Annotated in this window: 15 protein-coding genes; 9 read left to right on the top strand and 6 right to left on the bottom strand. The window is 53.6% G+C overall.

The annotated features are described in order from the left end of the window. Window positions 1-168 precede the first annotated feature (168 nt). Window positions 169-417: a hypothetical protein gene (locus GFS31_RS14600; protein WP_198805526.1), complete on the top strand. Its 249-nt coding sequence runs from the start codon at window positions 169-171 to the stop codon at window positions 415-417. On the opposite strand, the gene GFS31_RS14595 is transcribed toward GFS31_RS14600, so the two are convergent. Then, entirely contained in the window at window positions 410-1,630 is a 1,221-nt protein-coding gene (locus GFS31_RS14595; protein WP_198805525.1) for an MFS transporter, read from the bottom strand. The genes GFS31_RS14600 and GFS31_RS14595 overlap by 8 nt on opposite strands. 116 nt (window positions 1,631-1,746) lie before the next feature. Between GFS31_RS14595 and GFS31_RS14590 the strand changes: the two genes are divergently transcribed. Next, window positions 1,747-2,510 (top strand): IS5 family transposase gene (locus GFS31_RS14590; protein WP_410503851.1). Its coding sequence is split into 2 segments (ribosomal slippage): window positions 1,747-2,082 and window positions 2,085-2,510, totalling 762 coding nucleotides; the frame shifts between segments, so codons are not numbered across the junction. Between the two features lie 9 nt (window positions 2,511-2,519). Here GFS31_RS14590 and bioA read toward each other — a convergent pair. Continuing rightward, on the bottom strand, window positions 2,520-3,827 hold the full coding sequence (bioA, locus tag GFS31_RS14585) for an adenosylmethionine--8-amino-7-oxononanoate transaminase (protein ID WP_198805523.1): 1,308 nt from the start codon (window positions 3,825-3,827) through the stop codon (window positions 2,520-2,522). Between the two features lie 278 nt (window positions 3,828-4,105). Here bioA and GFS31_RS14580 point away from each other — a divergent pair, with 278 nt between their 5' ends. The 6 genes from GFS31_RS14580 (at window position 4,106) to GFS31_RS14555 (ending at window position 8,380) form a co-directional block, all read left to right on the top strand. Next, window positions 4,106-5,854, top strand: coding sequence for an N-6 DNA methylase (locus tag GFS31_RS14580; protein WP_198805522.1), 1,749 nt, complete (start codon window positions 4,106-4,108; stop codon window positions 5,852-5,854). Beyond that, the gene (locus GFS31_RS21690) at window positions 5,851-6,012 is read left to right on the top strand and encodes a DUF4258 domain-containing protein (RefSeq protein WP_198805520.1); all 162 of its coding nucleotides are present in this window, start codon (window positions 5,851-5,853) and stop codon (window positions 6,010-6,012) included. Before GFS31_RS14580 ends, GFS31_RS21690 begins: the two co-directional genes overlap by 4 nt. A gap of 146 nt (window positions 6,013-6,158) precedes the next feature. Continuing rightward, on the top strand, window positions 6,159-6,410 hold the full coding sequence (locus tag GFS31_RS14570; protein ID WP_263974843.1) for a YgiT-type zinc finger protein: 252 nt from the start codon (window positions 6,159-6,161) through the stop codon (window positions 6,408-6,410). A gap of 64 nt (window positions 6,411-6,474) precedes the next feature. Continuing rightward, on the top strand, window positions 6,475-6,714 hold the full coding sequence (locus GFS31_RS14565) for a DUF2281 domain-containing protein (protein WP_198805518.1): 240 nt from the start codon (window positions 6,475-6,477) through the stop codon (window positions 6,712-6,714). 38 nt (window positions 6,715-6,752) lie between these two features. Beyond that, on the top strand, window positions 6,753-6,995 hold the full coding sequence (locus tag GFS31_RS14560; protein ID WP_198805516.1) for a hypothetical protein: 243 nt from the start codon (window positions 6,753-6,755) through the stop codon (window positions 6,993-6,995). Window positions 6,996-7,024: 29 nt separating this feature from the next. Further along, on the top strand, window positions 7,025-8,380 hold the full coding sequence (locus tag GFS31_RS14555) for a type ISP restriction/modification enzyme (RefSeq protein ID WP_198805515.1): 1,356 nt from the start codon (window positions 7,025-7,027) through the stop codon (window positions 8,378-8,380). Between the two features lie 85 nt (window positions 8,381-8,465). Here the strand turns inward: GFS31_RS14555 and GFS31_RS14550 are convergent, their stop codons facing one another. The 4 genes from GFS31_RS14550 to tig form a co-directional block, all read right to left on the bottom strand. Next, the gene (locus tag GFS31_RS14550; protein WP_198805514.1) at window positions 8,466-9,329 is read right to left on the bottom strand and encodes an alpha/beta fold hydrolase; all 864 of its coding nucleotides are present in this window, start codon (window positions 9,327-9,329) and stop codon (window positions 8,466-8,468) included. A 2-nt stretch (window positions 9,330-9,331) separates the two neighbouring features. Further along, on the bottom strand, window positions 9,332-10,675 hold the full coding sequence (gene clpX, locus GFS31_RS14545) for an ATP-dependent protease ATP-binding subunit ClpX (protein ID WP_198805513.1): 1,344 nt from the start codon (window positions 10,673-10,675) through the stop codon (window positions 9,332-9,334). A gap of 10 nt (window positions 10,676-10,685) precedes the next feature. After that, a complete protein-coding gene (clpP, locus tag GFS31_RS14540; RefSeq protein ID WP_198805511.1) occupies window positions 10,686-11,375 on the bottom strand; it encodes an ATP-dependent Clp endopeptidase proteolytic subunit ClpP in 690 nt (229 codons plus the stop codon). 183 nt (window positions 11,376-11,558) lie between these two features. Further along, window positions 11,559-12,971 carry a trigger factor gene (gene tig, locus GFS31_RS14535; RefSeq protein ID WP_198805510.1) on the bottom strand — a complete coding sequence of 471 codons (1,413 nt, stop codon included), beginning with the start codon at window positions 12,969-12,971 and terminating at the stop codon, window positions 11,559-11,561. A 165-nt stretch (window positions 12,972-13,136) separates the two neighbouring features. Here tig and GFS31_RS14530 point away from each other — a divergent pair, with 165 nt between their 5' ends. Then, the gene (locus GFS31_RS14530; protein ID WP_198805509.1) at window positions 13,137-14,171 is read left to right on the top strand and encodes an aspartate-semialdehyde dehydrogenase; all 1,035 of its coding nucleotides are present in this window, start codon (window positions 13,137-13,139) and stop codon (window positions 14,169-14,171) included. Window positions 14,172-14,174: the final 3 nt, after the last annotated feature.

The following is a 14,174-nucleotide window of genomic DNA, read 5'->3' as shown; positions in this document are numbered from 1 at the left end:
GACTCACCCGTAGGATGGGCACCGCCCACCGACAGAAAACCAATGTCCCAATCGTGCATACCTCATTGTGAAGCCTACAGCGAACTGTAGGGTCAAGGGGAATGGGAAAATCAAAGCTAGAATGACCATACGGGGACTACATCAGCATCTCCCCTTGGTTCTAGCGCCATGACCACCCAGCCCCAACCCGAACCCACCCTAAGAGACCTGGCTAACAAGCTGGATCAGATCACATTAGATGTCGATAAACTAACCGCCGACGTGGATAAGCGGTTTGATGCCCTCAGCTGCGAGATGGAGCGCTCGAACGATAAGTTTGACGCTTACCAAAAAGGAACCCAGTGGGTGGTGCAGTTGGCCTTTACCCTCATCGCCAGCGCCACCATCACCGTCATTCTGACCTCAGTTTTCAAGTAGGGGCTTCCCCAGAGCTAGGGCGGGGCAGGCGTCCCAATCCGACATGGAGCACGAGCATCGCAACGGCCAGGGGCAACATCAACCAGGGCACAACGCCCAGCCCCCAGGCATTTGCCACCCAGCCCACGCCAGAGGGAATGATCGCCGCGCCCAGGCTGGCGGCACTGCTGGCAAACCCCACGGCAGCGGGCACTTGGCTAGGCGCAACCCGTTTGGGAATCAGCCACATGACGGTGGGAAAAATCACCGCGAGGGCGACGCCCACCAGCGGCAGGCTAAACCAGGGATGCAACCCTTGACCCCAGGTCAGCAGGCCCACCAGCAGCAGGCCGAGGGAAAGGGTGATCAACCTCACCGCGCCCACCCTGGGCAAGAGGATGTTTAACCCAAAGCGGCCTACCGTCAGCCCCAGCCAGTAGAGGCTGACCCCATAGCCTGCCACCAGGGTCGGCGTTTGACGGGCCACGGTTTCCACCATAAAGGCCCAGTGGGTAATGGCCGCTTCCACCCCCACATAGAGGCCCAACAGCAGACCCGTCAGCAGCACCATCGGGGATCGCAGGGCTTGACCGAGGGATTGCAGGGCCGAGGTGTGTTCTTCGGTGGGCGTTCTGCCGAGGCCGGGATAGCGCCGTCCTAACGCCATCAGCACCAGTACCACCAGGCCGCTGACCAACAGGGCTAACATTCCATAGACCTGCCGCCAGGATAGGCCCAGGGCTAACAACGTGGTAGCTAGGGCTGGGCCAGCCAGGGCACCAACGCCATAGAACCCGTGCAGGGCACCGATGCCGTTGGCCCGCTCCGCATCCTGCACCATGTAGGTGTTGATGCCCGCGTCCATCAGGCCAATCCCCAGCCCCAGGAAGATCCCCGCCGCCACCATCAGCCCCCACATCGGCGTTGTGGCATAGATCACAAGGGTTGCCGTTAGCAGGCCAGCCGCCAGCAGCACCATGCGCCCCAGCCCTAGCCTGTGGCTGATCAAACTGCTACCCAAGGCCGCCACTAGGTAGCCGCTAATTTGACTGAGAAACAGCAGCGTCACCGTGGCGGTTGTGAGTTGAAAGGCCGCCAAAATCGACGGCAGCAGCACCCCTAGGCTGGCTTCCACCAGGCCCATGGCAATGAAGGCATAGCAGGCGACAACCACCCCCAGGTGCTTGAGCACCCGCTGAAATCGCAACCGCTGAGCTAGAAACTGGATCGACATAGCCCCTAATCTAGCGCCTCTGGGGTGAGGCTTGGGTGTCGCGGAACACGGCACCTAGGGCGTGTCATCAATTGAGGTAAATTGGAAAGGCTATTGTTAACCTGATATACCCAACCATGACGACCCGCCGCCATGCCCTACGCGACGACCAATGGGAACGCATTCAGGATCTGCTGCCCGGTTCTAAAGGCTGGGTCGGCGTGACCGCCCAGGACAATCGCCGATTTGTGGAGGCGGTGCTGTATCGCTATCGGGCCGGCATCCCCTGGCGAGATTTGCCAGAGCGCTTTGGGCATTATCGCAAAGTCCATACCCGCTTCCGTCGCTGGGCGAAAACCGGAGTCTGGGAACGGCTCTTTCGCGCCTTAGCCAACGATGCCGATAACGAATACCAGATGATTGACAGCACTATCGTCCGCGCCCACCAGCACAGTGCTGGGGCAAAGGGGGGGATGCCAACGCTCAGTGCATCGGTCGCAGCAAAGGCGGATTAAGCACCAAAATCCATGCCACCTGCGATGCTTTGGGAAACCCGACGGGGCTTCATCTGACGCCCGGACAAGCCTGTGACCTCGATGGGGCAGATGTTCTGTTGGCCGATATTCCCACCGACACCGTGCTTGCCGATAAGGGCTATGACGCCGACAAACGGGTGATTGAGCCGCTCGAAGCCCAGGGCAAAACGGCGGTGATTCCGCCCAAACGCAACCGCAAGACACCCCGGGAGTATGACCGAGACTTGTACAAGGCCCGTCACCTGATTGAGAATTTCTTTGCCAAACTCAAACAATACCGAGCCATTGCCACCCGCTATGACAAGCTGGCCGAGACCTTTCTCAGCGCCATTTACATGGCGGCTTGCGTCATCTGGCTTATTTGATGACACGCCCTAGGACTCAGCCACCGCCCCGATCTGACCCGTGACGGTGACGATGGCTTCCGTGATGCGGCGCAGTTGATCCGGCTCGATGATGTAGGGCGGCATGGTGTAGATCAGCCGCCCAAAGGGCCGCAGCCACACACCCTGCTGCACAAACTGAGGCTGCACCACCGCCATATCCACGGGCTGATGCAGTTCCACCACGCCAATCGCCCCCAACACCCGCACATCTTTCACGGCGGGGAAATCCCGACAAGGGGCCAACTCCTGCCGCAGTTGGGCTTCGATGCGGTGAACCTGCCCCACCCAGTCGCCGCTGTCTAGAATTTCCAAACTCGCCAAGGCCACCGCACAGGCCAGGGGATTAGCCATAAAGGTTGGCCCATGCATAAAAACCCCCGCCTCGCCCTGGGCAAAGGTTTGGCTAATTTCCGTCGTCGCCAGGGTAGCTGCGAGGGACATGAAGCCCCCCGTCAGCGCCTTGCCCATACACATCAAATCGGGGGCTACCTGGGCATAATCACAAGCAAAACCCTTGCCCGTGCGGCCAAAGCCCGTGGCAATTTCGTCCAAAATCAGCAGCACCCCGTACTGATCGCACAATTCCCGCGCCCGTTTCACGTATTGCGGACTGTAGAACCGCATTCCCCCCGCCCCCTGCACCACGGGTTCAAAAATCGCCGCCGCCAGATTTTGGTGATGGGTTTCTAGAATCGTGGCAAAACTAGCAATATCCGCCTCCTGCCAGTCGCCATCGAAGGGAATTTGGGGCGCATCGGCAAAATATTGCTCCACCAAACTGTTGCGGAATAAATGATGCATTCCGTTCACCGGATCGCACACCGCCATGGCCGCAAAGGTATCGCCGTGGTAGCCGTTGCGAATGGTCAAAAAATGCTGCTTCTGTGGCTGGCCTTTGTTGTGCCAATACTGGATGGCCATCTTCATCGCCACCTCCACCGCCACCGAGCCCGAATCGCAGAAAAACACATGCTGAAGCGGGGCCGGAGTTAGTGCCACCAGTTTTTGCGCCAACTGAACGGCGGGCTGATGGGTCAATCCGCCAAACATCACATGGCTCATGCGCCCCATCTGGTCAATCGCCGCCTGATTTAACGCGGGATGGTTATACCCATGAATGCACGTCCACCAGGAAGACATGCCATCCACCAATCGCTCCCCGGTTTCGAGTTCTAGGTAAACGCCCTGGGCCGAACGCACCGGGAAAGTCGGCCCCGTATTGGGCATGGGCGCGTAGGGATGCCACACATGCTGACGATCCAACGCCATCAGGCGATCCGTAGGCAAAAATTCCATAGCTGTTGGGGATGAACTGAGGGCAACACAATTCAGGTAAACCCAACTATAGGCTTCATTCGCCTCCCTGTGACCCACGACAACGTGAGCCATGACCCCATGACGGCCTCTAGGACGAACTGACTATTCCCCAGTCCAGGGGCGCGAATCCTTAGCTTGCCGTGGGTTACGCTTTGCTAATCTAGCCCTCGGTAGCTACCCCTGGATTGGGCAAATGCGTCAAAATCGGGACAGGTGGGCGGATGGGTCTGCCCTAGGTTCAGGATGAGGGATGGAGTATGTCTCGGTTGCTGGTGACGCAATATCAGACCGAAGTGGAGCAAATCATTCGCTACGGTGGCTCTCGCAAGGAAACCAGTATTCGGGGTGCCTTTGAGCGGTTATTAAATGGCTATTGCAAACCCCGCAACTATCTTCTGGTTCCAGAACTAGACTACAAAACCCGCCTGAATACCACCGTCTACCCCGATGGCACGATCAAGGATGCCATTCGGCTAGAGCATGGCTGGTGGGAAAGCAAGGATCAGTATGATCGGCTGGATGAGGAAATTGAGAAAAAGTTTGCCAAGGGCTATCCCGACGAAAATATTTTGTTTGAGGATTCTCAAACCGCTGTGCTAATTCAGCATAGCCAGGAGGTGGCCCGGATTCCGATGCAGGATGCGGCGGGGTTGGATGGGCTGCTGAATGCCTTTGTAGACTACGAACGCCCAGAGGTGCGCGATTTTCGGGCGGCGATTCTCCGGTTTAAGGAGGATGTGCCCGACATTCTAGAGGCGTTACGCCAAATCATTACTCAACAAGAGGGCGACAATACCGCTTTTCAGGAGCGCACCCAGGCATTTCTAGAGATCTGTCGGCAGTCTATCAATCCAGAGATAGTGATTTCCGATGTGTATGAAATGCTGATTCAGCATATTCTCACGGAGGATATTTTTACCAACATTTTCCACGATTCTCAGTTTCATCGCGAAAACAACATTGCGCGGGAACTGTCGGAGATTATCAACACCTTTTTTACGGGCGCAACGCGGAGGAACACCCTCAAAAATATTGAGCATTACTATTCTATCATCCGTCGCAAGTCTGAAAATATTGCCAACCACCACGAAAAGCAAAAATTCCTCAAGGCGGTCTACGAAAATTTCTACCAAGCCTATAACCCCAAGGCAGCGGATCGGCTGGGCATTGTCTATACGCCCAACGAGATCGTCCGGTTTATGATCGAAAGCACCGAACACCTGGTTCATAAGCACTTTGGCAAGTTGCTGAGCGATCCGGGGGTAGAAATTCTCGATCCTTGCACCGGGACGGGAACCTACATTACAGAACTGATTGATTATTTACCCGAAAGCAAGCTAGAGCATAAATACAAGCATGAGATTCACTGTAACGAGTTGGCGATTCTGCCCTACTACATTGCTAATCTAAATATTGAATACACCTATCAGCAAAAGATGGGTCAATACGAAGAATTTAAGAATATTTGCCTAGTAGATACGCTAGATCACTGCACAGCAGACGGGCACCAGTTTGATTTGTTTGCCATGAGCGTGCAAAATACGGCCCGCATTCAGCAGCAGAATGATCGCACCATTTCGGTGATTATCGGCAATCCGCCCTACAACGCCCACCAGGAAAACTTTAATCAACGCAACGCCAATCGAGGCTATAAAGGCATTGACGACCGAATCAAAAGCACCTACATCAAAGAAGGTACGGCCCAAAACCAAATCGTTGTTTATGATATGTATACCCGCTTCTTTCGATGGGCTTCGGATAGATTGGGGCCAAACGGTATTATTGCCTTTATCACTAACCGATCTTTTATTGATTCCAAAACCTTTGATGGCTTTCGTAAGTGCGTTGATCGAGAGTTTGACTATGTTTATATTGTCGATACTCAGTCTGATGTGAGAAATAATCCTAAAATTTCTGGAACCAAAAATAATGTCTTTGGCATTCAGGCTGGCATCGCTGTAATGTTTTTAGTCCGAAAGCGAGGGGAGGATGGAGTATCCCCATGAAGTCTCTTCCAGAAATAAGGAGGCAGTTGCAAGAAGGATATTTTGAATTTACACGCCATGCTTTTAAGCGATCAATCGAACGAAATATTAGCGAGAAGGATATTCGAGAGATTGGTAAAAATTTAACCATAATCGAGCACTACCCAAATGACAAATAATCGCCCAGTTCTCTTCTATTAGGCTTTACAAAAGATGGTCGTGCTCTACACATTCAAGTTTCGGTAATAGAGTCAGATGTTGCAAGGATTATTACGTTGTATGAGCCTAACGAAAGTAAATGGATAGATTATAAAGTCAGGAGAAAATGATGTTTAAGTGTCATGTTTGCAATTCAGAAGAATCTCAAGAAGAATTAGTCACTGAGATTTTCCAGGTTGATGGAAAGTTCTATTTGGTTGAAGGTATTCCCGCAACGGTATGTTCTCATTGTGGCGAAGAGAGTTTTAGTCGGGAAACAACAGAACAGATTCGGGTAATGCTGCATAGTGAAGCTCAGCCGATTAAATCTATTTCTGTAGATGTGTTTGCTTATCAGGCTAACCTACAGGCTTCTTAACCTCGCAGTGTACGTTATCCTTAGATCAATGAATCAAGTCCTTGTTTTCTTAAGGAATATAGGTATGACAACCGAGACAAAAATTCTGGAAGCCGTAGCACAAATGCTAGAAGCATTAAAACAGGAGATAATACATTATTCCAAATATTTAATCGAGAATTATTCTCAGAATAAAGTAGATCAGGAAGACGTAAAGCAACTTCCCAGCAAACGAGGTGGCTTTGGTATCCTCAAGGGGAAAATTTGGATGGCTGACGATTTTGATGAACCTCTGAAAGACTTAAAAAATATATGTAGCCCATAGACTATTTTTAGCCAGACAACTACCAAGAGGCTTAGGCAATGAATGCACAGCTTATGATTCAGCCATCATCTTTCATTGATGCAGACATTCAAATGAAGATGGTTAGAGGGTTGTATCTGTTCAAGTTTAGTGATGTCTTGCAAGATAGGCTAGAAAGCCTAAACGAAAAACAAAGGGCATCTTGCCTCAATCCTGATGAGGAAGCTGAATTAACAGGCATTTTAGAGCTAGATCGTATCTTTACCCTGCTCAATGCAAAAATCATTGTCGAATCCGCGTAATTAGTTTCTGACTAAGGTATAGATGCAGTATGGCCAACGCCAAGATTTTTTACTTTACCCTGCAAGATGAACAAACCAAGGAAGAAAAACTCGAATGGTTTGAAAACACTCCTTTCGAGCAGATCCCCTTTGACCACATCACCCCAGACAAAAAAGTCAACTGGATTAACCTAACCGACAACGACTTTGATAGCCTTTTGCCGCTGATTGATAAAAACGTAAAAGATGGTAATTCGCAAAAAGCAGTTTTCATCCTTTTCTCTAGAGGTGTTGAAACAACAAGGGATGAGTGGGTGTATGATTTTGACAAAACGGCTCTTCATAAAAAGATGAATTTTTTTGCGTCTGAATACAAGAAGAGTTTGAATGAGAAGAGTCAAAGTGAATCTATTAAGTGGAGTTCTTCTCTAGAAAGACATTTTCAAAGTAAAGTCAAAGTAAATTTTCATGAAAGTCTGATTATTCAAAATATTTATAGACCTTTTGTTAGGCTATATCATTATTCAGAGAAAAATTTTAATCATAGACTGACATCAAATCACTATGAGATGTTTGGTAGGAATTTACAGGAGATCAATTCTTTAATTAATTTAGTTGATGGTTCGCGGCTCTCTTTGTCTACTTTGTCTACTAACCAACTTACTAACCTTAGTTTATTTTCACTTGATCCCATACAGTCTATCCCCCTCTACCGCTACGACGAAAACGGCAACCGTATCGACAACATCACCGATTGGGCCTTAACCCAATTCCAAACCCACTACCAAGACTCCACCATCACCAAAGACCACATTTTCCACTACACCTACGCCGTTCTCCACCATCCTGCCTATCGCACCAAATACGAAATCAACCTCAAACGCGAATTTCCCCGCCTACCCTTCTACGCCAACTTCCACCAGTGGGCCACCTGGGGCAAAACCCTCATGGACTTGCACCTCAACTACGAAACCATCGAACCCTACGATCTAAAACGAGTCGATAAATCCACGGGCAAAACCAGACCCGTCCAAGTCTCCCTACTGCCCACCGAAGATCCCAATCCCCAAAAGCCCACCCGACCCACCACCCCAAAAGCCAAGCTCAAAGCCGACAAAACCGACGGCACAATCATCCTCGACACCGAAACCACCCTAGAAGGCATCCCCGCCCTCGCCTGGGACTACAAACTCGGCAACCGCTCCGCCCTAGAATGGATTTTGGATCAATACAAAGAGAAAACCCCCAAAGATCCCACGATTCGCGAACTCTTCAACACCTACAAATTTGCCGACTACAAAGACCACGTTATCGACCTACTCAAACGAGTCTGCACCGTCAGCATCCGCACCATGGAAATCATCCACCAAATGCCCGATACCGTCGATCACCAAACCAAATCATAAAATTAGGTTTGATCAGAACCCAAAAACTGTAGGGCCGAGGTGTCCTCGTCCGCTGATACCAGGGGTAAACTAGCCCGATTGAGGATTAGACCGGAGCTACCAGAAAAGGACGCACATAGCCTAGGTAAGTGTCGGCATCTTCCAGCATGGGGAAATGCCCGGTTTTCTTCACGAGGGCATACTGAATCTTGGGATTCAACTCCGCTGCCTTTTGGCCTAGGGGAGCCGGGGTGATTTGGTCAAATTCGCCAGATACCAGCAGCGTGGGCACGGAGATTTTGGCAAATTCTACGGGCATGACCTCAGTGGCTTGTTTGCTGACGGAGGTAAAAATGGTGCCGAGGGCGGTGTCGTAATCGGCGTTGAGAAAATCCTCTAAAAAGGCGATCTTTTCCGCCGCAGGGATGGGCTTATGGAGAAATCGCGCCATGAAAAAGCGGGGCGCGAGGGGAATCTTGCCGAGCCACTGGGGCCGGAACGCCACCACATAGCCACCGAAGCGATAGAAGGCATCAAAGGCAGCTTTGTCGTATTCAAAAATGCCGTTGCAGGTGAGGATGGCCCGCTCGACGCGCTGGGGATAGCGGTTCAAAAAGTAAACGGCTACCGAGGCTCCCATGGAGTGGGCGTTGATCGAAACGTTGGCTAAACCGAGGGCATCCAGTAGAGCGGCCAGATCGTCGGCAAAGGTTTCTAGCTCATAGCCCCGTGCCTTTTGGGCATCCACTTGGTCGGGGGCGATGACGGATCGGCCAAAGCCGCGCATATCGTAGAGTAAGCAGTCATAGTCCTGGGATAACGCCTCGGCGGTGGTGCGCCAATAGCGGGCTGACCCAGCCCAGCCGTGGACAAAGACCATCACGGGTTTAGAGGAACCCGCAGGGCGTGGCGTCTCTGTCCCCACCCACTCGTAGTAGTGATCGACCTGGTTGACCTGAACGTAGGGCATAGCTAGGCCGACTCAGGGGTGGGCAGGGAAGAAGGATGGAGCAGCAAATCCGCTGTGGAACGCTGTTCGACCATTTCGCGGGTGATCATACAGCGCTTCAGGTCTTTGCGGGAGGGCAGTTCATACATCACATCCAGCATCAGCTCTTCGATGATGCCGCGCAGGGCACGGGCTCCGGTTTTGCGGCGATAGGCTTCCCGCGCAATGGCCGTGAGGGCGTCGGGTTTGAACTCAAGCTGCACGTTGTCCATCCGCATCAGCTTTTGGAACTGCTTCACCAGGGCGTTCTTCGGCTCGGTGAGGATGGCAACGAGGGATTCTTCATCCAGGGGTTCGACCACCGTGGTGGCAGGAATCCGGCCAATAAATTCAGGAATGAGGCCAAATTTGACCAGATCGTCGGGCTCTAGGTTTTGCAGCACGTCCGCCGCCCGTTTTTCGCGGGAGAGTTGGCCTTCACCGGGCTGCACAAAGCCGATGGATTTCTTGCCGATGCGCTGCTCGACGATTTTCTCTAGCCCCACGAACGCGCCGCCGCAGATAAACAGAATATTGCTAGTGTCGATCTGGATGCAGTCTTGGTAGGGATGCTTGCGGCCTCCCTGGGGTGGCACATTGGCCACGGTGCCCTCCAGCATTTTCAGCAGGGCTTGCTGTACCCCTTCGCCCGACACATCGCGGGTGATGGAGGGGTTTTCGCTCTTGCGGGCAATTTTGTCAATTTCGTCGATGTAGATGATGCCGCGCTGGGCTTCTTCCACGTCTAAATCCGCCACCTGCAACAGCCGCAGCAGGATGTTTTCCACGTCTTCACCGACATAGCCTGCTTCGGTCAGGGTGGTGGCATCGGCAACGGCGAAGGGCACATCCAAAATGCGGGCCAGGGTTTGGGCCAGCAGGGTTTTGCCGCAGCCCGTGGGGCCAATCAGCAGAATGTTGGATTTTTGCAGTTCGATGGTGTCGTCCGTGGCTTCGCCCTCGATGCTTTGCAGGTAGCTGAGCCGCTTGTAGTGGTTATACACCGCCACGGACAGCACCTTTTTAGCCTCGTCTTGGCCAATCACATGATCGTCGAGGTACTGCTTAATTTCCCTCGGTTTGGGAATTTGGCTCAGAGAAATGGGAGTTGAGGCGGTTCGAGGCCGTTCGCTGGTGGCCATTTCCCGACGGGGGACGGGCTGGGGCGCGGTGGCTCCGGCGTCGAACAGCTCCTCATCCAAGATTTCGTTGCACAGGTCAACGCATTCGTCGCAGATGTAGACCCCCGGCCCCGCAATCAACTTGCGAACCTGCTCTTGGGACTTGCCACAAAAGGAGCACTTGAGATGGGAGTCGTACTTAGACATCTATCTGACCCTAATGAAGTGCAGTCATTGCCGGAGGATTGGACAGGGAGTGCTGCTCCACCACGCTATCAATCAACCCATATTGCTTGGCATCTTCCGCCGACATATAGAAGTCTCGCTCGGTGTCGGCTTCGATGCGCTCTAGGGGTTGCCCTGTATGGTAAGCGATCAACTCGTTCAAACGGTTCTTATGGTAAAGAATTTCCTTGGCTTGGATGGCAATGTCCACCGCTTGGCCCTGGGCACCGCCGAGGGGTTGGTGAATCATAATCCGAGAACTGGGCAAGGACAACCGCTTACCCTTGGCCCCAGCGCAGAGCAAAAACGCGCCCATACTGGCGGCTAGGCCAAAGCAAATGGTGACGACATCGGGACGAATTTGCTGCATGGTGTCGTAGATGGCCATGCCAGCGGTGACGGATCCGCCCGGAGAATTGATGTAGATCTGGACATCCTTTTCGGGATCTTCCGCATCGAGGTACAGCAGTTGGGCCACGATGGAGTCGGCCACTTCCCCGGTGACTGGGGTGCCCAAGAAGACAATCCGCTCCCGGAGTAGCCGAGAGTAAATGTCAAAGGCCCGCTCGCCCCGACCGGATTGCTCGACGACGACGGGCAGCATGTTCTGCAACTGATTGAGGCTGGCAGCGGTAGAACTCAAGCTCGTAATCAACCTGTGATCAATGTTCGATGCAATCATAGTGGGTTTACGGAATATTGCAAGGGTTAGGGGCAAATCGGGGTGATGGGCGATGGCTGCCGCCTCTGGGATCAACGCATCCCCCTACCGTCATTATGCCCCAAAACCCAAGGGCTACCCCGGTGGGGGATCGATCTGACCCAAAAACCTAGGGCCAGACCATCCCCGACCTAACGCCCGACGCTATTCGGCGTCTGCGGCGTCCACGTCCACGACGGCGTCTGCGGCGTCTACGGATTCTGCCTCGTCAGCATCTTCGGCTTCGTCAGCCTGCTTCAGGCTGCCTTCGGGCACCAGTTCCACGGTGTTCACCCCTTCCAGCCAGGTGAGGATTTTTGCCTGGAGCAGTTCTTCCTCAAGCACCTGCACCAGCCGATCCGGATCGATCTGGTTCACGTCCTCAATTTCGGCCATAGTTTCCTCAACCTTGGCTTCGAGAACATCCTCCTCCACGGTGATCCCTTCCAGCTTGGCCACTTCGCCCAGGGCCAGGGTGCGCTGGAGGCGGGCCACGGCTTCAGGACGGGCCTGTTTCCGCATGTTGTCCACAATTTCGCGGGTCAGCAGTTTGTTCACGTCAATGCCCTGGCGGCTGAACTGCATGATGGTTTGGGTGAGCAGAAAATCCACTTCCCGCTGAATCAGGGTGTTGGGGATTTCGGCTTCCAGGTGCTCCACCAGGGCGGCAATCAGCGCCTCATTTTTGTTGCTCTGGGTGCGGTCGGTGGCTTCTTTGGTGTAGCGCTCCTCCAGGGAAGCCCGCAGTTCGGCGATGGTTTCGTACTCGCTCACTTCCTGGGCAAAGTCGTCGTCCAGATCCGGCAGTTCCTTCTCCTTAATCTCCTTCAGGGTGATGGAGAACAGGGCGGGCTTGCCAGCCAGATCGGGCTGAGAATAGTCTTCGGGGAAGGCAATATCCAGATCCTTGGTTTCCTCTAGGGCCATCCCGGCAATGCCTTCAATGAAGCCAGGAATAAAGCGCCCTTCGGACAATTCCACCTGGAAATCTTCGGCGGAACCGCCTTCAAAGGCTTCCCACTCGCCTGCTTCGTCTTGCACCTTGCCCACGAAGTCGATTACCGCAATGTCGCCCATTTTGGAGGGACGATCTTCCACGGGCACCAGGGTGGCTAGGTTGTTCTGGTAGCGCTCCAGGGTCTTATCCACCTGTTCCAGGTCGGGCTTAATTTCCTCTGCCTGCACCGACAGATCTTTATACTGCTTCAGGGTGACGCGGGGGGGCACGTCCACAGACACCTGGAGGGTCAGCCCTTGGGTGGGTTCGTACTGGTTGAGCAACGCCTCGAAGTCAGACTTGAGCTGGTAGTTACCGATGGCGTCGATTTTTTCTTGCTTGATCGCCGCATCCACCGCCGACTGCACCAGTTCTTCGAGTACCGCTGCCTTAAACTGAGGCATCCCCACCCGTTGCAGAAACACGGGCTTGGGCACCTTCCCCTTACGAAAGCCAGGAATATTGATGGTGCGCATCATTTGCTGGAGCACCTTGTCGTAGGTCTTCTGAGACATCTCTGAGGGGATCTCAATCTCCAGACCAACTTGGCTGTCGGGCAATACTTCCTGGGTAACTTTCATGGGGTCTGCTGCTAAAAAAATTGACGTAATTAATAAGCATACTCCAAAGGCAAGCCCCTATTCGGTATGAAGACAGGATTCAAAAGCGCTGAGGGATGGGGCTCAGATGCTACCATCAGCGGGTAGGCTTGTTTAGGAACATTTAAAGAAAACGGGAGAACGGCTGTGGCAAACGGGTTGAATGTCGCTGTTTTGGGAGCCACTGGGGCGGTGGGGGCCGAGCTTTTAGCCCTTTTGGAACAGCGGTCGTTTCCCGTCAAAACCCTGAAGCTGCTGGCCTCCTCCCGGTCGGCGGGCACCCAGATCCCCTTCATGGGCGAAACTTTGACCGTGGAAGCCTTGGCTGATGGAGCCTTCGACGGGGTGGATTTGGTGCTGGCTTCGGCAGGGGGATCCATTTCTAAGGAATGGTTGCCCAAGGCCGCAGCGGCGGGGGCCGTTTCCATCGACAACTCCAGCGCCTTCCGCATGGATCCCACCGTTCCCCTGGTGGTGCCAGAGGTGAACCCAGAAGCCACCTACCAGCACCAGGGCATCATCGCCAACCCCAACTGCACCACCATTCTGATGTCCTTGGCCCTGTGGCCCCTGCATCAGGTGCGGCCCATTCAGCGGCTGGTGGTGGCCACCTATCAATCCGCCAGCGGCGCGGGGGCACGGGCCATGGAAGAGGTGAAGCGCCAAGCCCAGGCGATTTTGAACGGTGAAGAACCCGTGGCCGAAGCCTTTCCCTATCCCTTGGCCTTCAATCTGTTTCCCCACAACTCGGAACTGAACGAGTTGGGCTATTGCCAGGAGGAAATGAAAATGGTGAACGAAACCCGCAAGATTTTTGGGGATGCCAGCCTGCGGATTTCGGCCACCTGTGTACGGGTTCCCGTATTGCGAGCCCACTCCGAAGCGCTGAACATTGAGTTTGGTTCCCCCTTCCCCGTGGCCGAAGCCAAGCAACTGCTCAGCCAAGCCCCTGGGGTGAAGGTGGTGGAAGACTGGGGCCGCAACTATTTCCCCATGCCCATGGAGGCCAGCGGCCAGGATGACGTGCTGGTGGGGCGTATCCGTCAGGATTTGTCCAACCCCAACGCCCTGGAACTGTGGCTCTGCGGCGACCAAATTCGCAAGGGCGCGGCCCTCAATGCCGTCCAAATTGCGGAATTGCTCACTGTCAAGGCCGGAGTAGCGGATCCCGTCACGGCCTAGGAG

The sequence above is a fragment of the Leptolyngbya sp. BL0902 genome, from assembly GCF_016403105.1.
Classification (GTDB): domain Bacteria; phylum Cyanobacteriota; class Cyanobacteriia; order Phormidesmidales; family Phormidesmidaceae; genus Nodosilinea.
Note: the sequence above shows the minus strand (reverse complement) of the source record. Positions and strands in the feature narration are given on the sequence as shown.

Bases quoted from the DNA above. Each gene is read 5' to 3' on its own strand.
- GFS31_RS14600 (WP_198805526.1), top strand. From the start codon at position 169: ATGACCACCCAGCCCCAACCCGAACCCACCCTAAGAGACCTGGCTAAC.
- GFS31_RS14595 (WP_198805525.1), bottom strand. From the start codon at position 1,630: ATGTCGATCCAGTTTCTAGCTCAGCGGTTGCGATTTCAGCGGGTGCTC.
- bioA (WP_198805523.1), bottom strand. From the start codon at position 3,827: ATGGAATTTTTGCCTACGGATCGCCTGATGGCGTTGGATCGTCAGCAT.
- GFS31_RS14580 (WP_198805522.1), top strand. From the start codon at position 4,106: ATGTCTCGGTTGCTGGTGACGCAATATCAGACCGAAGTGGAGCAAATC.
- GFS31_RS21690 (WP_198805520.1), top strand. From the start codon at position 5,851: ATGAAGTCTCTTCCAGAAATAAGGAGGCAGTTGCAAGAAGGATATTTT.
- GFS31_RS14570 (WP_263974843.1), top strand. From the start codon at position 6,159: ATGATGTTTAAGTGTCATGTTTGCAATTCAGAAGAATCTCAAGAAGAA.
- GFS31_RS14565 (WP_198805518.1), top strand. From the start codon at position 6,475: ATGACAACCGAGACAAAAATTCTGGAAGCCGTAGCACAAATGCTAGAA.
- GFS31_RS14560 (WP_198805516.1), top strand. From the start codon at position 6,753: ATGAATGCACAGCTTATGATTCAGCCATCATCTTTCATTGATGCAGAC.
- GFS31_RS14555 (WP_198805515.1), top strand. From the start codon at position 7,025: ATGGCCAACGCCAAGATTTTTTACTTTACCCTGCAAGATGAACAAACC.
- GFS31_RS14550 (WP_198805514.1), bottom strand. From the start codon at position 9,329: ATGCCCTACGTTCAGGTCAACCAGGTCGATCACTACTACGAGTGGGTG.
- clpX (WP_198805513.1), bottom strand. From the start codon at position 10,675: ATGTCTAAGTACGACTCCCATCTCAAGTGCTCCTTTTGTGGCAAGTCC.
- clpP (WP_198805511.1), bottom strand. From the start codon at position 11,375: ATGATTGCATCGAACATTGATCACAGGTTGATTACGAGCTTGAGTTCT.
- tig (WP_198805510.1), bottom strand. From the start codon at position 12,971: ATGAAAGTTACCCAGGAAGTATTGCCCGACAGCCAAGTTGGTCTGGAG.